Genomic DNA, 25,967 nt, shown 5'->3' with positions numbered 1-25,967 from the left:
CTCAGTCGCCCTCTTCAGGTGCGGCGATGAGCGTGGCCTGAGATCGCGATCCGGCCACGAAACCGGAAAAGCCCTGCCGCAGGGCGTTGCGGCACAGCGCGCGCAGGGCTTGCACCTCGTCCTGTGTGGCAGGAGGCGCAGCGGGCAGGGCCATCAGCGCCGCAAGGCCCGCCGCGTGCGCCGAAAGCAGCAGGCGGCTGCGCACATGCGCGAGGAGCGCCTGGCCGTCCGCCGTGTCATCCGGGGCAAGGCCAAGCGCGGCGCGTGTCTCTGCCTGGTCCCAGAGCAGCGCCGTCAGCCGCCGGCTCAGGCGCCGAAAGTCCGCGGCGAAGGCTGCTCCCTCCGGCGTGTCTGCCGGCCGCGCGATGATGGAGGCGGGCGGCCTGCTTGCCGCTTCCTCCTCCTCGATCACCGTCAGGCATATGTCGAGGTGCTGGATGTCCGCCTCGCAGGCGACCTGCGGCAGGACCATTGCCCGAGCCCCGGCCCCGACGGCAAGACGCAGTGCCACATCGAATGCCGCATCGTGGAGCGGCGGCAGTTCGACCGCCAGCATGATCGCGTCCCGATCCACGAGCCCGGCCTGCGCCACGGGGTGAGGCAGGTCCTCCCAGCGCAACAGCAGCGGGGATGCGAGCGCGGGCAGTGCGGCAAGATCGGCGGGTCCGCCGCGACACCATGAGACGAAAGGCCAGGCGGGTCGGTGGGAAGTGGCGGTCTCTGACAGCGGAAGCCCCTGATTTCTTAAGGAATATGGTGAACGGAACATAAACCATTTCTTCCTAGCCTGTCCGGCAGGAGAATGGTCCGGTCGTGTCCATTTACTCCCATTGTACGGGGCACGTCATCGGTGATTGTCAGGGCATTTCTACATTGGGCGGAAACGGCGGGCGCACAGGACCGCGCGCGGGCTGCCGGCGCTCTGGCGCGCGCCTTTCTGCGTCTGCCGCTGCAGGACCCCCAGAGGCACGATGCCGTGATGGCAATGATCCATCTGCTGGATGATCCGGACGCACGGGTGCGCCGCGCACTGGCCGAGGCGCTTGCGACCTCGCCTGCGGCGCCGCGACCGGTGGTTCTGGCGCTGGCGCAGGACCAGCCGGATGTGGCCTGCCATGTGCTGACGCTTTCGCCGGTGCTGGCGCAGAGCGATCTGGTCGATCTCGTCGGGCGCGGCGGACGGATGCTGCGCGGACTGGTGGCCGCTCGGCCCGGTCTCGGTCCGGGTGCCGCCGCGGCCATCGCGGAAGTGGGGGAAGCGGCAGATATCCGCATTCTGCTCGACAACCCGCGTGCGACCATCACGCGCTACGCATTGCAACGCATTGCTGAACGATTCGGTGCGTGTCCCGAGATACGCGCTGTGCTTGCCGATCGCGCCGACCTGCCTCTGGTGGCGCGCGACATCCTGGTGCGGTGCCTCACCCAGTCGCTCGGCCAGTCGTCCCTCCTCGTCAATCTGCTGGATCCGGCGCGGCTTGCCCACGTGCTGCGGGAAACCGACTGCTGCACGACCCTGCAGATGGCGGCGGAATGCTCTCCGACAGAGCGTCAGAAACTGGTCGAACATCTGGTGGCAAATGACCGGATCGATTCGATCTTTCTTCTGCGTGCGCTCGTTGGCGGCGAGATCGAGGTTCTGGCAGCCTGCATGTGCGCGCTGTCCGGCCTGGGCGAAGAGCGCGTGCGCGCGGTGCTGGCGACAGGACGTCATCACGCCCTGCGGGCGCTTTATGAAGCCTGCGGTCTTGCCCGCGAGGTGGCGCATGTCTTCGTCGAGGCAACGCTTTTGTGGCGCAAGATGGCGGCCGAACCCGCCATGCCGCCCGAATTCAGCCTTTCTGCCGAACTTCGGACGCAGATCGCACCTCCCGCTGATCCCTATGCGCCGGTCAGTGAACTGCTCGCCCTGGTCGAGCAGATGGAGACCTCGGCCCGGCGGCAACAGGCGCGGCATCTGTCGCAGACGCTGAGAAGTGTAGCCTGAACCGGATCCGGTCTCAGCGCAGCCGGCGCGCCACCCAGGCATAGCCGTCCTCGACCATGCGCACCGGGCTTTTCACCAGCTTGCCCACCGCCTCGCGGCTCGGCAGGATGTCCTTGACGCGCCCGATGGCCTGCTGGGCGAGGTTTTGCTCCTGCGCGCGCTCCTCGGCCGGCGTCAGATCCGCGGACGGCCGTAACTCTGCGCCCGACGATGACGGCGTCGATGCGACGGGGCGTTCGGATGGCACCGGTGCCTTGGCCTGGGCCATGGTCGGGTCCTGGCAGACCGCAATCACCACCGGATAGGAGACGTTGGCGAAGGCTGCGAGTTCCTTCTCGGAGACGGAATTGCACAGCTCGATCGTCGGCCAGCGCTGTTGCAGCGTGGCAATGTAGTGGCAATCGGTTGCGCTGTCGTCGCAACCCAGAATCGTCATCATCACAAGTGCAGTACGCATGGAGCATCCTTGGCAAGGGGTTGCCACCACCTTATGAGAAGGATCATGACGCCGGCAAGGCGCTGCAGAAAATCAGGAACAGCCGATGGACGCAACGATCCTCATTCAACGCGAACCACCCAGGCAGCCCGGGGTCATCCGCCTTCTGGAACTGTCGAATGCCTATGCGGCCTCGCTCTATCCGGCCGAGAGCAACCACATGCTGCCGCTGGAGGAACTCGAAACACCCGAGGTGTCCTTCTTCGTGGCGCGCGCTGGCGATACGGTTCTCGGCTGCGCCTCGCTGGTGCGCCAGGAGGATGGCACGGCCGAAATCAAGCGGATGTTTGTCGACGAATCGGCGCGCGGCCTGCGGCTCGGCAAGCGGCTGCTGGACAGGCTGGAGGAGGAAGGGCGGCGTCTGGGCGTGTCGGTGCTGCGGCTGGAAACCGGCATCTACCAGCCGGAAGCGATCGGCCTCTACCGCCGCAACGGCTTCGCGGAAATTCCCGCCTTTGGCAGCTACCGGCCCGACCCCTTGAGCCTCTTCATGGAAAAGCGGCTGGACGCCGGCGCCTGAACGGGGTTCAGGCCGTCCGGCGACCCTTGGGCATTTCCTCGACCGGTTCCTCATCCACCGCAAGGCCGGCGGAGAGTTCGATCTCGCGCATCCATTCGCGCCAGATCGCCACGAGCAGCGCCATCAGCACCGGACCGATGAACAGGCCGAGGAAGCCCATCGTCTTCACGCCGCCGACCAGGCCGAAGAAGGTCGGCAGGAAGGGAAGCTTGATCGGCCCGCCGACCAGACGGGGGCGGATTGTCTTGTCGACGATGAAAAGCTCGACCGAGCCCCACACGAAGAGGGCGGCGCCGGCAAAGAAGGAACCGCTGGCGACCAGGTAGATCGATACGAGCGTGAAGGAGAGGGGCGCGCCGCCCGGCACCAGCGCCATGGCCCCGGTCAGCACGCCGAGCGTGACCGGCGACGGCACGCCGGCGATCCAGTAGGCGAGGCCGAGCACGATCCCCTCGCCGATGGCAATCAGGGTCATGCCGGTCACGGTGGAACTGATCGTTGCCGGCACCACGCGGGAAATGCGCTCCCAGCGGGCAGGCAGGATGCGTTCTCCCAGCATGTCGATCTGCCGGGAGAAGGCGGCGCCGTCGCGATAGACGAAGAACAGCGCGATCAGCATGAACAGCAGCGACAGAAGCAGGTGGAAGGCGCCGTCGCCGGCGGCGATCACCGCCCGGTAGATGTTGCCGATATTGGCGCCGCTGACGAGCTGGACAAGCTGGCCGATGGCGCCCGGTTCGCCCACATGCTTTTCCCACTGCAGCCCAAGCCAGTCTCCGGCCACCGGCAGATCGACGATCCATTTCGGCGGCGGCGAGCCGACGCGGTTGACCTGCAGCGCCCAGCCGATCCAGTCGCGCATCTCGCCGATCGTATAGGAAATGGCGATCCCGACCGGCACGACGAGGAAGGTGATGACGAGCAGGATGGCAATCGTGGCGCCGAGCGTCGTGTTGCCGCCCGTGCGTCGCAGAAGATCGCGGTACAGCGGCCAGCTGGCAAAGCCTATGACCAGCGCGGCAAGCACCGGCGCGACGAAGCCGTGGAAGAAATAGATCCCGGCAAAGACGATCAGCACCAGCAGCCAGCGGGCGGCGGAGATCGGCGGAATCAGCGCCATGCGCATGGGCGCAACCGGCCCGAGCCAGCGGGGTTCCTTGGTGGAGGATTCTCTGTCACTCACGATCGCTCAACTATCCCTGTTCGCCTGCCCGCCCATATGGTCAGAGTGACCGGCTGGCGCAAGACAGAATTGTCTGACGGTGGCGGCAGCACAGCCACCCCTGCATTCCGCAAGATGATGATCTCCGCCAATCCCTCGCGCAGACGGTTCTTCCGGACCTGACTGCGGTCAACACTGGCGCGCACCATAATGATCTTGCGCCCGCGATGCCACAACTTCCATCCGTTCCGTCAGCAACGCTGAATGACGTGAAAGGCCGGTGCCTTTCATCCGATCTTGTTGTCCCGACCGGTAACGGACACGCCTAGACACTGGAAATGATGCTCTTGTGACGTATTGCCGCTCCGGTGCGGAAATTTGCGGGGCCGCGGTCTGGAAATGCCCATGTACACGCTCTAACTCCCGAAAAGTCCTGGCGCTGTCGTTTCATCCGCATCTGCGGCGGCTCCGGCGCGAACGAAAGAGCGGTGCCCAACGCCGGCCTGACGATGCATCCGTTTGCCAGGGTGTTTGCGGCAGTCGATTTCACAAGCAGCACCATGGTCGACATGAACACGGCAGGCGATGCGTGCGGGACAGGCCACGCAGAGGGCCGGCCCCGAAGGATACTGAAATGCCGAATACGCCTCAGGTCGATCTCAGAAATTGCGACCGGGAGCCCATTCACATTCCCGGCAGCATCCAGGCCTGTGGCGCGTTGCTGGTCGCCGACGGCTCCGGCGGCGCGATCCTGCGCCACTCCGCCAACCTGCCGGCCATGCTTGGCCTGTCGGCGGATGTCAACGGCTTGCGACTTGACGAGGTGCTGGGGGACGAGGTGGCGCATGCGCTGCGCAATGCGCTGGCAACGACGGTCGATCCGGCCCGGCCCGCGCTTCGCATGGCACTTGCATTGCCCGGCGGACGCTTCGACGTGTCGGTGCATCGCAACGACGATCTGGCGCTGATTGAATTCGAGCCGGCCGCAGCCCATTCCGATCAGCCTCTGGAAGTGGCCCGCATGCTGATCAGCCGCATTCGCGCCATCGAGAGCATCGATGAACTGGCGGACAAATCGGCACGGCTGCTGTTTGCCACGCTCGGCTATGACCGGGTGATGATCTACCGGTTCGAGCATGATGGAGCCGGCAAGGTGGTGAGCGAATACAAGCGCCGCGATCTGGAAAGCTTCAAGGGCCAGTATTTTCCGGCAAGCGACATTCCCAAACAGGCGCGCGAACTCTACCTGCGCAACACGATCAGGGTCATCGCCGATGCGCGAGACATCCGCATTCCGATTGTGCCGGAACGGGATGACGAGGGCCGGCCGCTCGATCTTTCCTTCGCCCATCTGCGCAGCGTCTCGCCCATCCACTGCGAATATCTGCGCAACATGGGCGTGGCAGCCTCGATGTCGATCTCGGTCATCGTCGATGGTGACCTGTGGGGGCTGATCGCCTGTCATCACTACCAGCCGAAGGCGCTCAGCCTTTCGCAGCGGGTGGCCGCCGAAATGTTCGGCGAATTCTTCTCCCTGCATCTCAGCGCGCTGAAGCAGAAGCAGATCCTCGATACCGCAAACGCTGCCCGCCGCTCCCTCGACCGCTTTCTGCAGTCGGCCTCCAGCAATCCCGATATTGCCGGATTGCTGCGACGGTCGCTCGGCGATTTCGCGCGCATCATGCCCTGTGACGGGATTGGTCTGTGGCTGGATGGCCAGTGGAGCGGGGAGGGGCTGCTGCCGCCGTCCGGCGCGATCACCGGCATCGCCGATTTCGTCGGCTCTGTCTCCAGTGGCCGCATCTGGGCAACCGACCATCTGTCCCTCCACCTGCCGCAGGCGGAGGATTATGCCGAGAATGTCTGCGGCGTGCTGGCCGTTCCGTTGTCGCAACGTCCGCGCGACTATCTGTTCTTCTTCCGCCGGGAACTGGTGCGAACCCTGAACTGGGCCGGAAATCCGGAGAAATCCTACGAGACGGGGCCGATGGGGGACCGGCTCACGCCGCGCAAGAGCTTCGCCATCTGGAAGGAGACCGTTCACCGCAAGACGCAGCGCTGGACAGACAGCGAGCGTGAGATCGCCGAAGCGATCCGCTCGGTGCTGGTCGAAGTGGTGCTGCACCACAACGAACTTCTGGCGGACGAGCGGGGCAAGGCCGATGTGCGTCAGCGGATGCTGAACGAGGAGCTGAACCACCGGGTCAAGAACATTCTCGCCGTCATAAAGGCGCTGGTCGGGCATCCGGTCGAGGAAGGACGCCGGATCGGGGATTATGTCGCGACGCTGAAGGGGCGCATCCAGGCGCTGGCCTTTGCCCATGACCAGGTGGTGCGCAGTGGCGACGGCGGCTCGCTCCGGGATCTGCTGGAGGCGGAGGTCCGGCCCTATCGCGATGGTGCGAGACAGATCCGGCTGACGGGCGGTCATGTCTGGCTCGACAGCCGCGGTTTTTCCGTCATGGCGCTGGTGTTGCACGAAATGTCCACCAATGCCGCCAAATACGGAGCGCTTTCCGTGCCGGGCGGACGGCTGGAGATCGGCTGGATGCAGGACGAGAACGGTGACTGTCTTCTCGACTGGCTGGAGAGCGGCGGACCGCCCGTGGCAACACCGGGCCGCTCCGGCTTCGGCACGGTGCTGATCGATCGCAGCATCCCCTATGAACTCGGCGGCGAAAGCCGGATCGACTATGCGCCGGAGGGTATTCGTGCCCGTTTCATCATCCCGGCGCGACACATCCATGGCACGGAGGCGGCCGAGGAGGAGGCGGAGCCGGCCATCAACGCCGCCTCGACCCGCGAGATTGCCGGCATGCTGGCCGATCTCGACCTGCTTCTCGTGGAGGACCAGATGCTGATTGCCGCCGATGTCGAGGCCATGCTGGCGGAGCAGGGCCTCCATAAGGTCACCACGGCACCGTCCTCGGCAGAGGCGCTGCGCCAGTTGAAGCGTGCCACGCCGGACATCGCGGTGCTGGATGTCAATCTCGGCTCCGGCACGTCGCTTGCGGTGGCGGAAGAACTCAGTCGCCGAAACGTACCCTTCATCTTTGCCACCGGCTACAGCGACCAGTCGGTCATTCCGGCAAGCTTCGATGCGCCGGTGGTGCGAAAGCCCTATGAGGCAACCGCTCTCATCGGTGCGATCCTGCGCGTTCTGGCCGCCCGCGAACCGGTGCTGGAGGTCTGACCGGGGCGGCCGCCAGGCCTTCGCCGTCAGATGTCGAGATTGTCGGCGAAGGCAGCGCGTTCCTGGATGAAGCGGAAGCGGGCATCCGCCTTGGTGCCCATCAGGTTGTCGACGGCCTCGCGGGTGCCCTCGAAATCCACCTCGTCGATCTCGACGCGCAGCAATGTCCGCTTGCCGGGATCCATGGTGGTTTCCTTGAGCTGTGCCGGCATCATCTCGCCGAGACCTTTGAAGCGGCCGATCTCCACCTTCTTGCCCTTGAATACGGTTTCCATCAGTTCCGCCCGGTGCGCATCGTCGCGCGCGTAGACGGTCTTGGCCCCCTGGCGGATGACATAAAGCGGCGGCACAGCCAGATACAGATGGTTGCCGCGGATCAGCTCCGGCATTTCCTGATAGAAGAAGGTGATCAGCAGCGAGGCGATATGCGCGCCGTCCACGTCGGCATCGGTCATGATGATGACGCGCTCGTAGCGCAGGTCTTCCTCGCGGTACTTGGTGCGCGTGCCGCAGCCGAGCGCCTGGATAAGGTCGGCGATCTGCTGGTTGGCGGAAAGCTTCTCGCGGCTGGCGCTGCCGACGTTCAGGATCTTGCCGCGAAGCGGCAGGATCGCCTGGTTCATGCGGTTGCGCGCCTGCTTGGCGGAGCCGCCAGCCGAATCGCCCTCGACGATGAACAGTTCGGCACCCTCGGCGGTGTTCTGCGAGCAGTCGGCAAGCTTGCCCGGCAGGCGCAGCTTGCGCACCGCCGTCTTGCGGTTGACTTCCTTTTCCTTGCGGCGGCGCAGGCGCTCTTCCGCCCGCTCGATCACCCAGTCGAGAAGCTTGGCCGCCTCGGCCGGATTGCCGGCGAGGTAGTGGTCGAAGGGATCGCGCAGCGCGTTTTCCACGATGCGCTGGGCTTCCACCGTTGCCAGCTTGTCCTTGGTCTGGCCGACGAATTCCGGTTCGCGGATGAAGACAGACAGCATGCCGACGGCCGAAATCATCACGTCATCGGTGGTGATGTCCTTGGCGCGCTTGTTCTGTGTCAGTTCGGCGTAGTTCTTCAGGCCTTTCAGCAGCGCGATGCGCAGGCCCGCCTCATGCGTGCCGCCTTCCGGGGTCGGGATGGTGTTGCAGTAGGAATGGATCTGCGGATCGCCGCCATACCAGGTGATCGCCCATTCGAGCGCACCATGGCCGCCGGTCTTTTCCGTGCGGCCGGAAAAGATGTCGCGGGTGACGGTGAATTCCTTGCCGAGCGTTGCCGCCAGATAATCCTTGAGACCGCCCGGAAAGTGGAAGACCGCCTTTTCCGGAATCTCGCCGCCGGCCGGCACCACGCCCGCATCACAGCTCCAGCGGATTTCGACGCCGCCGAACAGATAGGCCTTGGAGCGGGCCATGCGGAAGATGCGGCCCGGATCGAATCTGGCGTGATCGCCAAAAATCTGCGGATCGGGGTGGAAGCGCACCCGCGTGCCGCGCCGGTTGTGCACGTCGCCGAGCTCCTCCAGCCCGCCCTGCGGCACGCCGCGGGAGAAGCGCTGGCGGTAGAGCTTGCGGTTGCGCGCCACTTCCACTTCCAAAAGATCCGACAGCGCATTGACCACCGAAACGCCGACGCCATGCAGGCCGCCGGAGGTCTCGTAGGCCTTGCCGTCGAACTTGCCGCCGGCATGCAGCTTGGTCATGATGACTTCGAGGGTGGACTTGCCCGGAACCTGTGGATGGTTTTCCACAGGAATGCCGCGGCCATTATCGGTCACGGTCAGGCATCCCTGCAGATCGAGATGTACCTCGATGAAATTGGCGTGACCGGCCACCGCCTCGTCCATCGAATTGTCGATGACTTCGGCAAACAGGTGATGCAGCGCCTTCTCGTCGGTGCCCCCGATATACATGCCGGGCCGCATGCGGACGGGCTCGAGCCCTTCCAGAACACGGATCGAGGAGGCATCATAACTGTCTGCGCTGCCGGCGGATGCGGCAGGCTGCGGGCGCGGGGCGGCGGCCTTCGGCGGTGCGACGGCGGGGTCGGGTGCCTTGTCGGCCGGTTTGGGAGCCGTGCCCGGCAGGCTTGCGAAAAGATCGGTCGTGTCGTCCATGGGTTCGTCTATAGGGCCTGTGAGCAAGCAACGGAAGCGCGGGACACGGATTTCCGGCTTGGAGGTGGCTATCGAATCGTCTGCGAACGTGCCAGATGGCGTGGCTTTTCGCGATGCTCGTGCAAAGAAGCAGGCGTTGCGAAAGGATGTGCGCTGCAGCGCAGTGCTTGGCAAGGCCGAGTTTTGACAGGAAGTGGATGAACCGCCGCATGTCCACAGATGATTTGCCGCAAAGGCGCCTCGCGCGGTGGCCGATTGCCCTGCCGCTGCTGTTCTGCCTTGCGTCCATGGCCGTGGCGCAGCCGACGGACGGCCCGATCGCTCCCTTCAAGGACGAGCTCTTTTCCCGCCAGACGGTGCTTGAAAGCCGGGATGGCGGTGCCTTCGAGGTGATCGACTATCAGGAAATGCGCGACATCAACGGTCGCGACGAGGAGCCGGAACGGCGGGTGAAGTCGGCCTATGTCGACCTTGCCGTTCGTCGCCAGCAGGTCAACGAGACGCTGGTTCTTGGCGGCACGCGGCTGGATGTCACCCGCGTCGGGCCGCTTGACGATGCAGCCTTCACCGTGATTTTCATCCATGGCCGCGGGGGCGACCGGCGTCTCGGCGCCAACGACTATTCCTTCGGCGGCAATTTCAACCGGCTGAAAAACCTCGTCCTGCGCAATGGCGGAACCTATTACGCCCCGAGCGTGCCGGGTTTCGATCCGAACGGGGCGGCCGATGTAGCGGCACTCGTGCGCGCCGTCTTCGAACATTCGCGCGGCCGGCCGGTGATCCTTGCCTGCGCCTCGATGGGCAATTTCATCTGTCAGAGCGTGTCGCGTGACAAGGAGGCGGTGCGCTATCTGAAGGGGCTTGTGGTGATGGGCGGGCCGCCGGATCCGGGCTTTCTGACCACGCCCGCGGCAAAGCTGCGCATCCCGGTTTTCTTCAGCCATGGCAGCGACGACAAGGTTTACAAGGCAGAAGAGCAGATCGCCGTCTATCGGAAGATGATCAGCAAGGCATATCCGACGCTCTTTCGGCTCTATCGCACCGGTGGGCATGGCACACCGGTGCGCATGAGTGACTGGCGGGAGATCCTCAACTTCATGCTGGCTGCAAGGGCAGGGTGATAAACTGGATTTTTAAGCTTGGTTCTCAACCAAACACGCGATTTTCCATACCAATTGCGGCAATAAGCGTCTAAAACGCCCTCTGTCGAAAAATGTGAGGATGCCGTTCCTGTTTGAAGGGCGGCCGGGATGAAGGAAAGCAAAGCGCGATGACGCCGGATGTTCGCCCGCTGGTGGCTGGAAACTGGAAGATGAATGGCACGCGGTCCTCGCTGGACCAGATCAAGGCGATTGCCGAAGGCGTGCAGGGGCCGCTTTCGGAGAAGGTCGATGCGCTGCTGTGCCCGCCGGCAACGCTTCTCTATGTGGCGACCGCGCTGTGCACCGACAGTCCGCTGATGATCGGTGCGCAGGACTGCCACCAGAACGCCTCAGGTGCCCATACCGGCGACATTTCCGCCGAGATGATCGCCGACTGCTACGGCACCTTCGTGATCGTCGGCCATTCCGAGCGTCGCAGCGATCATGCCGAAACCGATCACCTGGTGCGTGCCAAGGCGGAGGCCGCCTTTGCGGCCGACATCACGGCGATCATCTGCATCGGCGAGACGGCCGACGAGCGCAAGGCAGGCCAGACCCTGGAAATCCTGAAGCGCCAGCTGGCTGCCTCGGTGCCGGACGGGGCCAATTCGGAAAACACCGTGATTGCCTACGAGCCCGTCTGGGCGATCGGCACCGGCCTGACGCCGACCGTCGAAGACGTGGAGAAGGCGCATGCCTTCATGCGCGCCGAACTGGTGGCGCGTTTCGGCGCAGCCGGCAAGGCAATCCGCATTCTTTATGGCGGCTCGGTAAAGCCTTCCAACGCAAAGGAACTGATGGGCGTTGCCAATGTGGACGGCGCGCTGGTCGGTGGCGCAAGCTTGAAAGCGGCCGATTTCCTCGCCATCTACAAGGCCTATGAGGGCCTTGTCGGTTAATTTGCCGCAAAACGCCGTTCCGGCGCACTTGCCCCTTGGAATGCTGGCCCGGCTCGGCTAAAGAGCCGGCCAGACTGTTTTTGATTGCCGCCAGCCGGCGCGCAGGACTGGACTGATATGCAGACCGTATTGATCGTTATCCATCTCATGATCGTGCTGGCACTCGTCGGCGTCGTGCTGATCCAGCGCTCCGAAGGCGGCGGCCTCGGCATCGGCGGCGGTTCCGGCTTCATGTCGGCGCGCGGCACGGCAAATGCCCTGACGCGCACGACTGCCATCCTGGCGACTCTGTTCTTCATCACCTCGCTCGCTCTCGGCATCCTCACCCGTTACGAGTCCCGTCCGACCGACATTCTCGACCGTATTCCCGCCACCCAGCAGGGCAGCGGCAACGGGATTCTCGATTCGCTCGGTGGCGCACCGGCCGGTCAGGCGCCGGCCAGTGGTGCCGCCGCTCCGGCCGCCGGCAATGGCGCTGCCGCCCCCGCTGCCCCGGCTCCGGTCGATCCGACAGCGGTTCCGACCGGCCAGTAAGGCCGCGTCACGCTTCCAGCATCCGGCAGGCCGAAAGCCTGCCGGTTTTCTTTTGTCCAGATTTCAACAGCTTTAACGCAAGGGCGTTAGATTTCTGCTGGTGGAATCGTTCGTTTAAAGGTATCCGGTGACTCCCATGGCGCGATATGTATTCATCACAGGCGGCGTGGTTTCTTCTCTTGGAAAAGGAATTGCGGCCGCAGCCCTCGGAGCCTTGCTACAGGCCCGCGGTTACCGGGTTCGGCTCCGCAAGCTCGACCCCTATCTCAACGTCGATCCGGGCACGATGAGCCCGACGCAGCACGGCGAGGTCTTCGTGACCGATGACGGGGCGGAAACCGACCTCGATCTCGGCCACTACGAACGCTTCACGGGGCGCTCGGCCACCAGGACCGACAACATCACCACGGGTCGTATCTACAAGAACATCATCGACAAGGAACGCCGCGGCGACTATCTCGGCGCGACCGTGCAGGTCATTCCGCACGTGACCAACGAGATCAAGGATTTCGTCGTCGAGGGCAATGACGATTACGACTTCGTCATCTGCGAAATCGGCGGCACGGTCGGCGACATTGAGGCAATGCCCTTCGTGGAAGCGATCCGCCAGCTCGGCAACGAACTGCCGCGCGGTTCTGCCGTCTATCTGCATCTGACCCTGATGCCCTATATTCCGGCAGCCGGTGAGCTGAAGACCAAGCCGACCCAGCATTCGGTGAAGGAACTGCAGGCCCTCGGCATTGCGCCGGACATCCTGCTGGTGCGCGCCGATCGCGAGATTCCCGAGGCGGAGCGCCGCAAGCTGTCGCTGTTCTGCAATGTGCGTCCCTCCGCCGTGATTCAGGCGCTTGATGTGGCCAACATCTATGACGTGCCGATGGCCTATCACAAGGAAGGCCTCGACAACGAGGTGCTGGCCGCCTTCGGCATTGAGCCGGCGCCGAAGCCGCGTCTGGAGGCCTGGGAAGAAGTCTGCAACCGAATCCGCACCCCGGAAGGGGAGGTCACGATTGCCGTCGTCGGCAAGTATACGGGCCTCAAGGATGCCTACAAGTCGCTGATCGAGGCGCTGCATCACGGTGGCATTGCCAACCATGTGAAGGTGAAGCTCGAATGGATCGAGTCGGAAGTCTTCGAGAAGGAAGATCCGGCACCCTATCTGGAAAAGGTCAACGGCATTCTGGTGCCCGGCGGCTTCGGCGAGCGCGGCGCGCAGGGCAAGATCAATGCGGCGCGCTTTGCCCGCGAACGCAAGGTGCCGTATTTCGGCATCTGCTTCGGCATGCAGATGGCGGTGCTGGAGGCAGCCCGCAACCTTGCCGGCATCGAAGGTGCATCCTCGACCGAATTCGGCCCCTCCAAGGAGCCGGTCGTCGGCCTCATGACCGAATGGGTCAAGGGCAACGAACTGCAGAAGCGTTCCGCTTCCGGCGATCTTGGCGGCACCATGCGCCTTGGTGCCTACAAGGCGGCGCTGAAGCGCGAGACGAAGATCGCCGAGATCTACGGCTCGACCAACATTTCCGAGCGCCATCGTCACCGCTACGAAGTCAACGTGGATTACAAGGACCGGCTGGAGAGCTGTGGCCTCGTCTTCTCCGGCATGTCGCCGGATGGCCTGCTGCCGGAAACCATCGAATATCCAGATCATCCGTGGTTCATCGGGGTGCAGTATCACCCGGAACTGAAGAGCCGGCCGCTCGATCCGCATCCGCTGTTTGCGAGCTTCATCGAGGCGGCGCTGGAGCAGAGCCGTCTCGTGTAAGGCCTGCTTCTACCACCTGAAATTTTCCGATGGCATGAACAGCCCGGATGTCTGCAAGGACGTCCGGGCTGTCTGCTTTGCGTGGTCCTTTGGTTGCCTATGCTCCCATCGGCCTATTGAGGCATCAACCGATTCGCCAAGCTGGGCAGGGACACAGCATCCAGTAGCGCTCCTGCTGGAACAATTGCGAGTTGCGCTGCCCCTGTGTGGTAATGCGAGACAGTATCACTGCACATGATTTCAATCGCTTGCAGCCCAGAGCGCCCGGAACGCCGGTTGTATTTCCGGTGATACAGTCGCCAGCCTTTTCTGCTCTCCGCTGTGTTGAGTATGACAGAAATGTTACATAGACACGGGGGAATGACAGGGAGAGTGTGGAGACATGCAATGTCAGGACGGGACACCATACGGGGTCGGCGTGGACGTCAGAGGCAGACAGGCGCGTGACGAAGACCGGCCTCGATCTTGCGGAAGGCTGGCGACGGGCATCGCCGGAATGGGCGTTGCCGGGGGCGCTCCGCCACCAGGTTCCGCCGGTGGATGGAGGAAGACCTGCGGCTTGCGGCGGCGAGCCGTCGCGGTCGCCGTGTTTCCAGCGTGCGGTGAGGTGGCAGTCAGACCATGAAAGTCGTCAGCTTTGCCAATGCGAAAGGCGGTTCCGGAAAGACAACCAGTGCCGCCCTGCTGTGTTCGGGACTTTGCGCGCGGGGCTATCGCGTCAGCCTGCTGGATTGCGATCCGCTCTATCCTCTGTATGACTGGGCTGTCGCTGCGCTGCCGCGCAATGCCACGGCTCTGCGGGTCCAGGATGCAAATCGGCTGGCGACCGCGATCAAGGCCGCTTCGCCGCAGGTGGATTACCTGATCGTCGACCTGTCCGGTGCCTCAAGCGTCATGAATGCCCTGTCCTTTGCGCTGTCGGATCTCGTGCTCGTGCCGATGCAGGGCTCCATGATGGATGCGCGGGGGGCGCTCCATACCATCGAACTGATCACCTCGGTGGCGGAGAACCGCCGCTCGCCCGTCAACACGTCCCTGGTTCTGACGCGGGTGAGCCCGATGGTGGTGACGAATGCGGTTCGCTATGCCACCCAGATCGTCGAGGAGCGGAGCGTTCCCTTCCTGCCGATACCGGTTCTGGAACGCAGCGCCTTTCGTGACATGTTCAGCCACATGACCAATCTGGTAGACAAGGACCATGCGGCTGTCAGCAATCTGGCCAAGGCTCGTCGCGACATCGACCGTCTGACCGATGCGGTTGCCAGTTGCATCGACACAGCAGCCGGCGCCGCCTTGCCCGGGCGGTGCAAGCATTGATCCTCATCGGTCTCGCGGGTCGGGGTCGGCGCTTCTGCCGGTCACATGCGCATAGGTTGCGAGCGCCCGGTCACGAGCCGGGCCATGCTCGACGATCGGCCTCGGATAGGTGGAGCCGAGGGTGACACCGGCCTTCCGCAGCACATCGAGCGGCGCTTCAAAGGGCTTGTGGATGTAGCGGTTCGGAAGAGCGGCGATTTCGGGCACGAAGCGGCGAACGTAATCGCCCTCGGGATCGAATTTCTCTCCCTGCAGGATCGGGTTGAACACGCGGAAGAAGGGGGCGGCATCGGCGCCAGAACCTGCGACCCACTGCCAGTTGGCGGCGTTGGAGGCGACGTCTGCATCAAGCAGCGTGTCGCGGAACCAGGCTTCGCCCCGTCGCCAGTCAATCATCAGGTCCTTGATCAGGAAGGAGGCGGTGATCATCCGCACACGGTTGTGCATGTAGCCGTGCCGCCAGAGCTGGCGCATGCCGGCATCGACGATCGGATAGCCCGTCTGCCCTCTGGTCCAGGCCCTGAACTGCGCGGCGTCGAAGGTCCATGGAAAGGCGTCGAATCGCTCGTTCCAGTTGGCGCTGGCAAGCCGCGGGAACTCCACCAGCAGATGGTAGGAAAATTCGCGCCAGACCAGTTCCTTGCGGAAATGGATCATGTCTTCCGTGGCGGCGAGCCCGCGGGTTGCATGCCAGATGCGGGCCGGCGAGATTTCGCCGAAGGCCAGATGCGGGGAAAGCATCGAAGTGGCATCCTCAAGACCCGGAAAGTCGCGGTCGCGCTTGTAGTGCTCGACAGGCTTGTCGATGAAGCGGGCGAGGCGTTGATGCGCGCCTGCTTCTCCCGGTTGCCAGAGCGTTTCAAATTCCGCTGCCCAGTTGGGTCGCTTCGGCAGCAGATCCCACTGCGCCAGATTTTCCGAAGCAGGAATCCGAAAAGGGGCAGCAACGGTCCTCGGGGCATCGACGGGCTCGCGCGGCTCGCCATCCTTTTCGAGCGCCCTCCAGAAGGGCGTATAGACCCGGTATGGACCGCCCGTGCCGGTGCGCATCTCTTGCGGATCGTGCAGCAGCTGGCCCTTGAAGCGGCGGACCTCCAGGCCGGTCCTGCGCAGCGTGTCGAGGATGTCCGGGTCGATCTCGTCGCGTTCATAGAGGCGGTTGAGGAAGAGAGCCCTGGCCCCGGTTTCCGCAGCCAGTGCTGCCAGTGCCTCCGCCGGTTTGCCGCTGCGCAGGACCAGCCGGTTTCCCCTGGCTTGCAGCGCGCCTGAAAGGGCGTTGAGGGAATGATGCAGCCACCAGCCCTGTGCAGCGCCCAGTGGTCCGACCTTCTCCGCTTGCGGCTCGCGAACATAGACACAGATGACCGGCGCGCCGCTCTGGACTGCTGCCGTCAGGGCGCCATTGTCATCAAGGCGCAGGTCCTTGCGGAACCAGACAAGGACAGGGGATCGGTCGGACACGCGGCAAACTCCGGATTTTCAAGCAGATCTCCGCCGCCTACGGATTCTCTTGCGGGCCAGATCACCCGGCGAACGGCCGCAGCAGGATGATGGGGCAGGGGCTGCCCGCCGGCAGTTGCGGCGCATGCGGCGGCCGCACGATCAGCGCGTCCGAATGGGCAAAGATCTTCATCATCGAAGAATCCTGCTTGCCGAACGTCTCGGCGACGAGGCGGCCCTGATCATCGCGCGACAGCGTGGCGCGCAGATAATCCTGCCGCTGGTCATTGGCGACAAGCGGCGTTGCCGTCAGCGCGGTCGACGCACGGTCCGGGCGCGGCTGGTGCGCCAGCCGGGCGATCAGCGGTTCGAGGAACAGCATTCCGCAGACAAGGCTTGCGACGGGATTGCCGGGCAGGCCGAGAACCTGCATCGCGCCGAGCGCGCCCACCATCAGCGGCTTGCCGGGGCGCATGGCAATGCGCCAGAAATCCAGCGCCATGCCCTTGGCCGTCAGACTTGCCTGTACGAGATCGTGATCGCCGACGGAGGCGCCGCCGAGCGTCACCAGCACGTCGACGCCGGCCTCGATGGCCTTGCCGATCTGTGCCTCGATGAGCGCGCGGTCGTCGCCGACGATGCCGAGATCCAGCACCTCGCCGCCGGCCGCCTCGATGAGGGCTGCGACGCCAAAAGTGTTTGAGGCGATGATCTGGTCCGGGCCGGGCGTGCCGCCGGGGACGACCAGTTCGTCGCCGGTGGCAATCAGCGCCACGCGCGGACGGCGGTAGACGGCAAGCGATGCGTGATTCATGGCAGCAGCCACCGTCACATGCGCATGGTCGAGACGCGTGCCGGCCGTGAGCACAACCTCGCCCTCGGCAAAATCCTGGCCGCGCGGGCGAATGTGGCGCCCCGCCGTCACGGCAAAGGCGGTGCGGATACGGGCATCGTCCAGCCGTTCGGCATCCTCCTGGATCAGCACCGTATCTGCTCCCTCCGGCACCGGTGCGCCGGTGAAGATGCGGACCGCCTCGCCGGGGCCGAGCGTGCCGGCAAAGGCATGGCCGGCGGCCGACTGGCCGATGACCGTCAGCTCGGTCCCGATCCGTGGGGCGTCCATGGCGCGCAATGCATAGCCGTCCATGGCGGAGGCATGGAAGGGCGGCTGCGTCAGGCGTGCGGCAAGATCCTCCGCGAGCACGCGACCCGCTGCCTGCCTGAGGCTGACACGTTCCACCTCCGCCACCGGCCTTGCCCGCGACAACAGGCGCTGAAGGGCGTCGGAAACGGGAAGGAGCGGGCCTGCCATGATGTCATTCCTTGCTGCGTTGCCAGTCGCCGGATTTGCCGCCGCTTTTGGCGAGAAGCTGGATGCCGCCAATCTGCATGCCCTTATCCACCGCCTTCGCCATGTCATAGATCGTCAGGCAGGCGACGGAAACGGCGGTCAGTGCCTCCATCTCGACACCCGTCTGGCCGGTCAGCTTCACCGTGGCCTCGACGCGCAGGCCGGGCAGGGCCTCGTCCTCGCTGATCTCGACGGAGACCTTGCTCAGCATCAGCGGATGGCAGAGCGGGATCAGGCTTGCGGTCTGCTTGGCGGCCATGATGCCGGCCAGTCGCGCCGTGCCGATCACGTCGCCTTTCCTCGCATTGCCGGCGCGGATCAGCGCCAGCGTTTCGGGCAGCATGCGTACATGGCCTTCGGCCGTGGCGATCCGCACGGTGGCGGCCTTGTCGCCGACATCGACCATATGCGCTTCGCCCGCGGCATCGATATGGGTGAGGCGTGCGTCCTTCGCCATCACTCGGCCGCCTGGCTGGCCGCCTCGCCGGCAAGAAGCGCGCGGGTGGCTGCTGTCACATCGTCCTTGCGCATCAGGCTTTCGCCGACGAGGAAGGTCGAGATGCCACTCTTTTGCAGGCGCAGGCAATCGGCATGGGTGAAGATGCCGCTTTCTCCGACCAGCAGCCGGTCGGCCGGGACCATTGCCGCCAGCCTTTCGCTGACCTCGAGGCTGACTTCGAAGGTTCGCAGATTGCGGTTGTTGATACCGATGAGCGGCGAGGCAAGCTTCAGCGCCCGTTCCATCTCGTCCGCATCATGCACTTCCACCAGCACGTCCATGCCGAGCGCGAAGGCTTCGTCCTCCAGACGCCTTGCGACGTCGTCGGACAGCGAGGCCATGATCAGCAGAATGCAGTCGGCACCCCAGGCACGCGCTTCCAGAACCTGATAGGCATCGAACATGAAGTCCTTGCGCAAGGCCGGCAGCGAACAGGCGGCGCGCGCCGCCGTCAGATATTCCGGCGCGCCCTGAAAGCTCGGTGCATCTGTCAGTACAGAAAGGCAGGCGGCACCACCCTCTTCATAGGCTTTTGCCAGCGCGGGCGGATCGAAATCCGGCCGGATCAGGCCCTTGGAGGGACTCGCCTTCTTGATTTCGGCGATCAGGCCGAAGGCGCCGGCCTGCTGCTTCTGCACCAGAACCTTGTGAAAGCCGCGCGGCGCCGGCTGGTCGGCGGCCATCGCCTTCAGGTCGGCTTCGGACACGCGCGCCTTGGCCGCCTCGATTTCCTGCAGCTTGTAGGCTTCGATCTTTCTCAGGATGTCGCTCATAAAAATCTCCGGCAAGCCTCAGATCGTCTCGTTGGAGACCGCGACGAGACGGTCGAGCACGGCCGCCGCATTGCCGCTATCCAGCGACTGGGTGGCAAGGATCATGCCTTCCAGCACGTCGGCGGCCCGGCCGGCCACCACCAGGGAAGCGGCCGCGTTGCAAAGCGCGATGTCGCGATAGGCATTGCGGGCACCGCCGAGCACGGCGCGCAATGCGCGCGCGTTCACCTCGCCATCGCCGCCCTTCAGCTCGTCGATCGTCGCGCGGGGCACGCCAAAATCCTCCGGTGTCAGCTCGAAGCTGCGGATCGCACCGTTTTCCAGCGCCGTGACCTGCGTCACGCCCGTGGTGGCGATTTCGTCCATGCCCTGGCCGTGCACGACCCACAGGCTTTCGGAGCCAAGATCGCGCATCACCTCGGCGATCGGCTGCAGCCAGCGGGACGAGAACACGCCGAGCAGCTGGCGCCGCGCGCCGGCCGGATTGGAGAGGGGGCCAAGCAGGTTGAAGATGGTACGCGTGCCGAGTTCCACACGGCTCGGCCCGACATGGCGCATGGCGGCGTGATGCACCTGCGCGAACATGAAGCCAATGCCGGCCTCCTCGATGCAGCGGCTGATGAGGGCAGGCGGAATGTCGAGCTTCACGCCAAGCGCCGTCAGCGCGTCCGCCGTGCCGGACTTGGAACTCAGCGCCCGATTACCGTGCTTGGCCACCCGCACACCGGCACCGGCCACGATGATCGCCGCAAGCGTCGAGATGTTGTAGGTGCCGAGCCCGTCGCCGCCCGTGCCGACGATGTCGATGACATCCGGCGGTGCGGCGACCGGCAGCATCTTGGCGCGCATGGTGGAGACCGCACCGGCGATTTCCTCCACCGTTTCGCCACGCACGCGCAGCGCCATCAGGAAGCCGCCGATCTGCGAGGGCGTTGCCTCGCCCGACATCAGGATGTCGAAGGCCGCCCGGGCATCGTCGCGGGAAAGCGCCTCGCCATTGGCCACCTTGGCGATGAAGGGTTTCAGTTCTCCCATGCCGTCTCCCCCTTCGTCGCGCTAGCGAACCATGGCCTGGTCGGCCAGGGCCTGGTTGATCGAAACGCCGTAGCCGGTCTGCAGCTGGTTGACCATCTGGTCGAGAATGTCGTCGCCGGCGGCGCGGGCAATCTGCTGCAACTGCTGTTCCTCGCCGCTGAGGGCGTCGGCCTGCGGATGATTGACGGCCGTCACGTGCAGCAGAACGCGGCTTTCCCCATCGGCGGCCGCTGCAGCGGCATTGGTGCCGACCGGACCGCTGAAGGCAGCCTGCACAGCCTCGCCGCCGAAAATCGGATCATTGCTCTGGCGCTTCAGGTTGGCCTTGGTCTCGACTGCGATTCCGAGTTCGGTGGCGATGGCCGAGAGAGCCTCGCCCTTGTCCAGCCGGGCCTTGAGCTCGTCCGCGCGGGTCTTCAGCGCAGCACGTTGCTGCTCGGTCGTCCAGTCGGCCACCGCCTTGTCATGCACCTCGGAAAGGCTGCGGTCGCGCTCGGGAATGATTTCGCGCACGTCGAACCAGACATAGCCGTCATTGCCGAGATTGGCCGGCAGCGCCTCGACGCCGACATCGGTGCGGAAGACCTCGGGCAGAAGGCTTTCCGACTTCGGAAGGGTCGTCACGGGCGTGCCGCTGGCATCGCTGCCGCTGCGGTCGACGGTGATCGAGACCGGCTTCAGCTTCAGCTGTGCGGCGGCCTCCTCGAGCGAGGAGCCGGAACCGCGCAGGTCCTCGAACCGGTCATGCACGGACTGAACGTCCTGTGCGGCGGCGGCAATCGCCAGGTTCTTGCGGATCTCGTCCTTCACCTCGTCGAAGGAGCGGGTCGTTTCCGGCCGTACATTGGTGACACGCAGCACGACCGGGCCGAAGGTGCCCTGGACGACCGGCGTCACGCCGCCCTGCGGGCCAAGCGCAAAGGCCGCATCGGCAATCTTCTGGTCCGGCAGCTGGTCCCTGGTGAAGTCACCGAGCATCACGTCGGCTGGCGTCTTGCCCTGATCGGCGACGAGCTGGTCGAAGGTGAGGTTGCGTTCCTTCATCTGCGCCAGCGCGGCATCGGCCATTTCCTTGCTGGGGAAGGCGAGCTGCTCGATGGTGCGGGTTTCCGGCGTGCGGTAGCTGTCCTTGCGACGTTCGTATTCTGCACGCACCTGCTCGTCGGTCACACTCGTCGGGTCGGCCACATCGCCCGGCTGCAGGGTGACATAGGTGAAACGGCGCAGCTCCGGCGCCCGATAGCGCGCCTTGGCCCCGTCGAACCAGGCGTTCAGCACCGCCTCGTCCGGTGCCTTGACCGGGTCGATATTGGCGAAGGAAAGCAGGACGTAATCGACATCGCGCGCTTCGTCGCGATACTGCTTCAGGGCATCGACCAGCACCTTCGGCGGCTGGAAGCCATCGGAAACGGCATCGACGATCTGGCTGCGCACGGCGACCTTGCTGCGCTCCTTGATGTAGTCTTCCTCGCGAATGCCGGCATTGCGCAGACGGCTGCTGAACAGCTGGCGGTCAAAGCGGCCGTCATTGCCGCGGAAGGCCGGGTCTTCGGCGATCAGCGATGCCAGACGGTCCTGCGAGAGGCCAAGCCGCATGTCCGCAGACAGCTGATCCAGCGCGGCACCGGCGGCGAGCTGCGCGAAGGCCTGCTGCTCGACGCCGAAGGCCCGCGCCTGCTCGGTGGTCAGCTGCGTGCCGAACTGGCGGCTCAGCGAGGCGAGCTGGCGCTGATAGGCGAGGCGGAACTCTTCCGGCGTGACGCGCTGTTCCCCGACGGTCATGACGGCATTGCTGCCCCCACCCACAATCGATGCGGATGCACCCCAGATGCCGAAGGAAACCACGAGAAGAAGGAACAGCAATTTCGCGACCCAGGAGCGGGAGGCGGATCTGAGGGAATCAAGCATCGATCGACATTACCTTGCAAAGGGTGCTGAACGCTGCCACCGGCAGCTTCGAAGGTTTGTCTCTAGAACAAAGCGCGTCGGAAATGAAGGCATTTTGCCTCAAAAGACGCGGCGAAGCGCCGATCGATGCGGACGGCGGCCCTCGCGGTCGTCCGGCCTTGCTGGGCGGTGCAGGGGCGCAGGCGCTTCAGGCCAGCTTTCCCCATCCGGGGTTCCAGTTCACCCCTTCGGACAGTTCGACGAGAACCGGACGCTCCGGATGGTCGCGATTCTTGTTCCAGGCCATGCGAAACGCGTCGTCCGGCTGCATTTCCTCGCCGGGAAAGACTGCGTCTTCCTGATCCTGCTCGGCCACGCGGCGCAGATATCCGCGAATTTCCTCTCCCGAGTGGTAGAGGCGGACCACCAGATCCCCCGGTCGCGCCTCGGTCCTGTCGTATCGGGCATAGATCGCCGGCATGTTGCTGTCTCCTTGATGCTCGAATTGCGTCATCCAGACCCGCCACGGTGAAAATTGTTCCGGAATTCCTACACATTCGCTGCGGGCTGGAGTATCAGAAGGCAACGAACGAAAGCGGAACATGACAAAGAGAGCAGGCAGCGCCGATCTTCCCCTGCATGGTGGCCGGGTTCCCGCCTGGCTCGGCCAGCGCATGACCCGGCTTGGCGCGCTGATCACCGAAGCGATCGTGCAGCATTACGGTCGCGACGAGTTCCTTCGCCGCATGGCCAGCCCCTTCTGGTTCCAGTCATTCGGCGCCGTGATGGGCATGGACTGGCATTCCTCCGGCATCACCACCAGCGTCATCGGTGCATTGAAACGCGGTCTCGCACCCATGGCCGGCGAACTCGGCCTTCATGTCTGCGGCGGGCGCGGCCAGCATTCGCGCCGGACACCGGAGGAACTGCTGGCCATCGGCCACCGCGTCGGCTTCGATGGCGAGGCCATGGCCCGCACCAGCCGCCTGGTGGCCAAGGTGGACAGCGCCGCCGTGCAGGACGGCTTCAGTCTCTATCTGCACGGCTTCATCGTGGCCGATGACGGCAAATGGGTGGTGGTGCAGCAGGGCATGAGCGATGCACGCCGGCAGGCACGGCGCTATCACTGGATGTCGGAGGGCATGCCCGGCTTCCTCGATTCGCCGCATGCGGCCATCGAGGGAAGGGGGCAGGGCGAGATCGTCAACCTCGCCGACCGGCGCGCCGAGCGTTCCCGTAGCGGGCAACTGGATCTTCTGGCCGGTCTCGGCCCGGACCGGATCGTGCGGGAGCTTGCCGCCGTCACCCGCGGAGATGCCTGTCCGATCGCCCAGCCCCTGTTGCCGCATCTGGTGATGCCGGATCACCATGACGTGCGGGAGAAGGACGTCAACATGCGGCGCCTGCATGGGGCATTGGCCGCCGCCGCCGACCGGGGACCGCAGGATTTCGAGGATCTGCTTCTGACGCCCGGCGTGGGCGCGCGCACTGTCGAGGCTCTGGCACTGGTGGCGGAGGTGGTGCATGGCGCGCCGTGCCGTTTCTCCGATCCCGCCCGCTTCTCGCTCGCCCATGGCGGCAAGGACCGCCATCCCTTTCCCGTGCCGCTCAAGGTCTATGACGAGACGATCCGGGTCATGAAATCGGCCGTCCGCAAGGGCCGGCTGGGACGCGACGAGGAGCTGGACGCGCTGAAGCGGCTGGATGACCAGGCGCGGCTGATGGAGCGGTATGTTACCGGGCCTGACCTCAAGGAGATCATCGCCGGTGAATTCCGTCGCTCTCCCGATCATGGCGGCCGCAGCGTCTTCGGCTGGGAGGCGGATCTTCAGGCGGTGGAGAGGGCGGCGCTCAGGACGGAGCGCGAACCGCCGGCGTGACATCGGCCGGCCGCGCCGTTTCCTCGCCGACCGAGGCCTTCCGGCGTCTTGCAGCGCGGAAGGCGGCCTCGCCGATCAGCGAGACCGGCAGGGCGATGAAGAACGGGATGAAGAAGTAGATCACGCGGAAGGCGACCAGTGCGCCGATCGAGGCCTGGTCTCCCATGACGTGCCGCACCGTGACCTCCAGCACGCCGAGCCCGCCCGGCGCATGGGTGATCAGGATGGCGATATTGCCGAGGACATAGGCGGTGGCCGCCTTCAGATAGCTGACATTCTCCGTTGCCTGCATCAACTCCATCAGGCAGGCCGAAACGACAGCGAAATTGGCGGTGCCGATGACGATCTGCGCCAGCGCAAGACGCATGGTCGGCATCTGGAAGGACCAGCCACGGATGCGGAGCGGCGTGCGCAGAAGCACGGCAAGCGCGACATAGGCCGCCGCCAGCGCAAGGCAGAGGATGCCGACAAGGCGCACCGCCGTGGGCGCCATGCGCAGGATCCCGGCGGTGTCGTCCGGATTGAGCACCATGACCAGCCCGCCCAGCACCAGGAGGCCCAGTCCGACCGTGACGCCCGACAGAAGAACGATCTTCGCCACATCCTCCGTCGAAAGACCCCAGTGGGCGTAGTAGCGATAGCGGATCGCACCGCTGCTGAGCCCTGCAAGCCCGATGGTCTGGCCAAGGCCAAGCGCCACGAAGGAGGCAAGCGCGATGCGCGGATAGGCAAGGTCGCTCTTCACGTAGCGAACCCCCGTCCAGTCGAAGCCCGTCAGACAGAGGTAGGAGAGGGCGCAGTAGAACAGGGCAAGCGTCATGTTCCATTGCGGAATCGCCCGTGCGGACCGAACGATGTCATCCCAGGTGAACGCGCTGAGGCCGACATAGAGCAGATAGGCTGCGAGCGCGAAGCCGAAGATCATCGTGCCGTAGGTGAAGACTTTCCGCCGCCCCGTCATGCCAGCAACGCTCCGAGAGGCGCATGCGCAACCGGCACGGATGTCGCCTTGAAGCGGATCGGAAAATTATGTCTCGCCGTCACCATGATCGCCCACCTGAAGAAGTGCAGGTCAACGGATCACCGTGGTTCTGGTTCCGACAGCTGGCCGGGTAACGAGCCGAGGCCCTCATCCGGGGTCGGTACAGCGGGCTTCCCTGGCGATGGCCGGCGAAGCCTTACCGTTCAGTGAACGGTATCCTGGGCGATGTCCTCGAACATCAGCCGAAGTGCGTCATCAAGGGCTGCAACGAGGATGTCGGTGATCTGATCCAGATCGTTTTCCTCCAGGAAAAGTGCGATTGCTGCGTCCTGCAGTTCCATCTGCCCGTCCATCTCGTTCATGTTCATGCCCCTTTCGCGCACCGTGTCCATCCCGGCCATGGGAAGCGAGACTAGATGCACCGCCTTGCGTCTGGCTTGCCACGCGCCATGCGTGCGGCTGCGCCATCGACGGTTGGCGAACGATCCGGACCGCACCGGGTTCCCCGCCGGGAGACCCGACGAAGCACGCCCTGAATCGTCTGGCCGCACACATCACTGCTTCGCGCCGCAAGGTCAACAGATTCGGACCGGGCAAGCGGAAAATCGCGCCCGGACATGCAAAGGGCGACGCTCCTGAAAGCGTCGCCCCGATCCTTCATCCCCTGTGTGCCGTCAGTAGCGGGGCGCCGGACGCCGTTCGGCCATGCGGTCCGGTGAGAGCGGCGGCACCTCCGTCAGGTCGTCCCAGTTCGGGCCGTGGCCCCGCCCGCTGAGCAGCCAGGAGAGACTGACCTTCAGCACGCCGGCCAGCATGGTGATCCGGTTGGCGCGCGGCTCGGACCGGTCGTTTTCCCAGTCCCGCAGCGTCTCGGGTTCGACGCCGAGGATGCGCGCCGTCTCTTCAAGGGAAAGGTCGAGCGCATCGCGGGCCAGCGAGAGGCGGCCCCCCAGCGTATCATCGATGCCAAGCGCGGCATCATGGCGTTCCTGCCACATGGATAGTCCCCTTCATC

General features: G+C 64.7%; 23 protein-coding genes. 9 read left to right on the top strand and 14 right to left on the bottom strand.

From position 1 onward, the window contains the following. Nucleotide 1: 1 nt before the first annotated feature. The gene (locus KLP42_RS09440) at nt 2-592 is read right to left on the bottom strand and encodes a hypothetical protein (RefSeq protein WP_215566096.1); all 591 of its coding nucleotides are present in this window, start codon (nt 590-592) and stop codon (nt 2-4) included. 387 nt (nt 593-979) lie between these two features. On the opposite strand from KLP42_RS09440, the gene KLP42_RS09435 reads away from it, so the two are divergent. Next, nucleotides 980-1,987: a DUF2336 domain-containing protein gene (locus KLP42_RS09435; RefSeq protein ID WP_215566094.1), complete on the top strand. Its 1,008-nt coding sequence runs from the start codon at nt 980-982 to the stop codon at nt 1,985-1,987. Nucleotides 1,988-2,000: 13 nt separating this feature from the next. Here KLP42_RS09435 and KLP42_RS09430 read toward each other — a convergent pair whose 3' ends face one another. After that, nucleotides 2,001-2,444 (bottom strand): hypothetical protein, encoded by a 444-nt coding sequence (locus tag KLP42_RS09430; RefSeq protein ID WP_215566092.1) that lies wholly within the window; start codon nt 2,442-2,444, stop codon nt 2,001-2,003. Nucleotides 2,445-2,529: 85 nt separating this feature from the next. Here KLP42_RS09430 and KLP42_RS09425 point away from each other — a divergent pair, with 85 nt between their 5' ends. Then, entirely contained in the window at nt 2,530-3,003 is a 474-nt protein-coding gene (locus KLP42_RS09425; RefSeq protein WP_215566090.1) for a GNAT family N-acetyltransferase, read from the top strand. A 7-nt stretch (nt 3,004-3,010) separates the two neighbouring features. On the opposite strand, the gene KLP42_RS09420 is transcribed toward KLP42_RS09425, so the two are convergent. Next, nucleotides 3,011-4,129, bottom strand: coding sequence for an AI-2E family transporter (locus KLP42_RS09420; RefSeq protein ID WP_215566753.1), 1,119 nt, complete (start codon nt 4,127-4,129; stop codon nt 3,011-3,013). Nucleotides 4,130-4,799: 670 nt separating this feature from the next. Here KLP42_RS09420 and KLP42_RS09415 point away from each other — a divergent pair. Continuing rightward, nucleotides 4,800-7,358, top strand: coding sequence for an HWE histidine kinase domain-containing protein (locus tag KLP42_RS09415; protein ID WP_215566088.1), 2,559 nt, complete (start codon nt 4,800-4,802; stop codon nt 7,356-7,358). A 26-nt stretch (nt 7,359-7,384) separates the two neighbouring features. On the opposite strand, the gene parE is transcribed toward KLP42_RS09415, so the two are convergent. After that, the gene (gene parE, locus KLP42_RS09410) at nt 7,385-9,448 is read right to left on the bottom strand and encodes a DNA topoisomerase IV subunit B (protein ID WP_215566085.1); all 2,064 of its coding nucleotides are present in this window, start codon (nt 9,446-9,448) and stop codon (nt 7,385-7,387) included. Between the two features lie 209 nt (nt 9,449-9,657). On the opposite strand from parE, the gene KLP42_RS09405 reads away from it, so the two are divergent. The 5 genes from KLP42_RS09405 (at nt 9,658) to KLP42_RS09385 (ending at nt 15,105) form a co-directional block, all read left to right on the top strand. After that, nucleotides 9,658-10,569: an alpha/beta fold hydrolase gene (locus KLP42_RS09405; RefSeq protein ID WP_215566083.1), complete on the top strand. Its 912-nt coding sequence runs from the start codon at nt 9,658-9,660 to the stop codon at nt 10,567-10,569. Nucleotides 10,570-10,718: 149 nt separating this feature from the next. After that, nucleotides 10,719-11,489 carry a triose-phosphate isomerase gene (gene tpiA, locus KLP42_RS09400; RefSeq protein ID WP_215566081.1) on the top strand — a complete coding sequence of 257 codons (771 nt, stop codon included), beginning with the start codon at nt 10,719-10,721 and terminating at the stop codon, nt 11,487-11,489. A 117-nt stretch (nt 11,490-11,606) separates the two neighbouring features. Then, the gene (gene secG, locus KLP42_RS09395; RefSeq protein ID WP_215566079.1) at nt 11,607-12,023 is read left to right on the top strand and encodes a preprotein translocase subunit SecG; all 417 of its coding nucleotides are present in this window, start codon (nt 11,607-11,609) and stop codon (nt 12,021-12,023) included. A gap of 136 nt (nt 12,024-12,159) precedes the next feature. Then, complete coding sequence (gene pyrG / locus KLP42_RS09390) at nt 12,160-13,788, top strand: CTP synthase (RefSeq protein WP_215566077.1); 1,629 nt, start codon at nt 12,160-12,162, stop codon at nt 13,786-13,788. Nucleotides 13,789-14,409: 621 nt separating this feature from the next. Then, nucleotides 14,410-15,105: an AAA family ATPase gene (locus KLP42_RS09385; protein WP_215566075.1), complete on the top strand. Its 696-nt coding sequence runs from the start codon at nt 14,410-14,412 to the stop codon at nt 15,103-15,105. A gap of 3 nt (nt 15,106-15,108) precedes the next feature. Here KLP42_RS09385 and KLP42_RS09380 read toward each other — a convergent pair whose 3' ends face one another. The 7 genes from KLP42_RS09380 to KLP42_RS09350 form a co-directional block, all read right to left on the bottom strand. Then, nucleotides 15,109-16,566, bottom strand: coding sequence for a cryptochrome/photolyase family protein (locus KLP42_RS09380; protein WP_215566074.1), 1,458 nt, complete (start codon nt 16,564-16,566; stop codon nt 15,109-15,111). A gap of 61 nt (nt 16,567-16,627) precedes the next feature. Continuing rightward, a complete protein-coding gene (locus tag KLP42_RS09375; protein WP_215566072.1) occupies nt 16,628-17,857 on the bottom strand; it encodes a molybdopterin molybdotransferase MoeA in 1,230 nt (409 codons plus the stop codon). Between the two features lie 4 nt (nt 17,858-17,861). After that, nucleotides 17,862-18,353 (bottom strand): cyclic pyranopterin monophosphate synthase MoaC, encoded by a 492-nt coding sequence (gene moaC / locus KLP42_RS09370; RefSeq protein ID WP_215566070.1) that lies wholly within the window; start codon nt 18,351-18,353, stop codon nt 17,862-17,864. Beyond that, nucleotides 18,353-19,168 carry an indole-3-glycerol phosphate synthase TrpC gene (trpC, locus tag KLP42_RS09365; RefSeq protein ID WP_215566068.1) on the bottom strand — a complete coding sequence of 272 codons (816 nt, stop codon included), beginning with the start codon at nt 19,166-19,168 and terminating at the stop codon, nt 18,353-18,355. Before trpC ends, moaC begins: the two co-directional genes overlap by 1 nt. Before the next feature lie 18 nt (nt 19,169-19,186). Further along, a complete protein-coding gene (gene trpD, locus KLP42_RS09360) occupies nt 19,187-20,203 on the bottom strand; it encodes an anthranilate phosphoribosyltransferase (protein WP_215566066.1) in 1,017 nt (338 codons plus the stop codon). A gap of 21 nt (nt 20,204-20,224) precedes the next feature. Then, on the bottom strand, nt 20,225-22,111 hold the full coding sequence (locus KLP42_RS09355; protein WP_215566064.1) for a peptidylprolyl isomerase: 1,887 nt from the start codon (nt 22,109-22,111) through the stop codon (nt 20,225-20,227). A 187-nt stretch (nt 22,112-22,298) separates the two neighbouring features. Next, nucleotides 22,299-22,571: a hypothetical protein gene (locus KLP42_RS09350; RefSeq protein WP_215566063.1), complete on the bottom strand. Its 273-nt coding sequence runs from the start codon at nt 22,569-22,571 to the stop codon at nt 22,299-22,301. Nucleotides 22,572-22,692: 121 nt separating this feature from the next. Here KLP42_RS09350 and KLP42_RS09345 point away from each other — a divergent pair, with 121 nt between their 5' ends. Next, nucleotides 22,693-23,970 (top strand): DUF763 domain-containing protein, encoded by a 1,278-nt coding sequence (locus KLP42_RS09345; RefSeq protein ID WP_215566061.1) that lies wholly within the window; start codon nt 22,693-22,695, stop codon nt 23,968-23,970. Here KLP42_RS09345 and KLP42_RS09340 read toward each other — a convergent pair. The 3 genes from KLP42_RS09340 to KLP42_RS09330 form a co-directional block, all read right to left on the bottom strand. After that, the gene (locus KLP42_RS09340) at nt 23,942-24,931 is read right to left on the bottom strand and encodes a lysylphosphatidylglycerol synthase transmembrane domain-containing protein (RefSeq protein WP_215566059.1); all 990 of its coding nucleotides are present in this window, start codon (nt 24,929-24,931) and stop codon (nt 23,942-23,944) included. The genes KLP42_RS09345 and KLP42_RS09340 overlap by 29 nt on opposite strands. A gap of 224 nt (nt 24,932-25,155) precedes the next feature. Next, nucleotides 25,156-25,320 carry a hypothetical protein gene (locus tag KLP42_RS09335; RefSeq protein ID WP_215566057.1) on the bottom strand — a complete coding sequence of 55 codons (165 nt, stop codon included), beginning with the start codon at nt 25,318-25,320 and terminating at the stop codon, nt 25,156-25,158. Nucleotides 25,321-25,626: 306 nt separating this feature from the next. Further along, complete coding sequence (locus tag KLP42_RS09330) at nt 25,627-25,950, bottom strand: helix-turn-helix domain-containing protein (RefSeq protein WP_215566056.1); 324 nt, start codon at nt 25,948-25,950, stop codon at nt 25,627-25,629. Nucleotides 25,951-25,967: the final 17 nt, after the last annotated feature.

The sequence above is a fragment of the Rhizobium sp. CSW-27 genome (assembly GCF_018760785.1).
Lineage (GTDB): Bacteria > Pseudomonadota > Alphaproteobacteria > Rhizobiales > Rhizobiaceae > Neorhizobium.
This window is presented reverse-complemented; position numbering and strand designations above follow the sequence as displayed.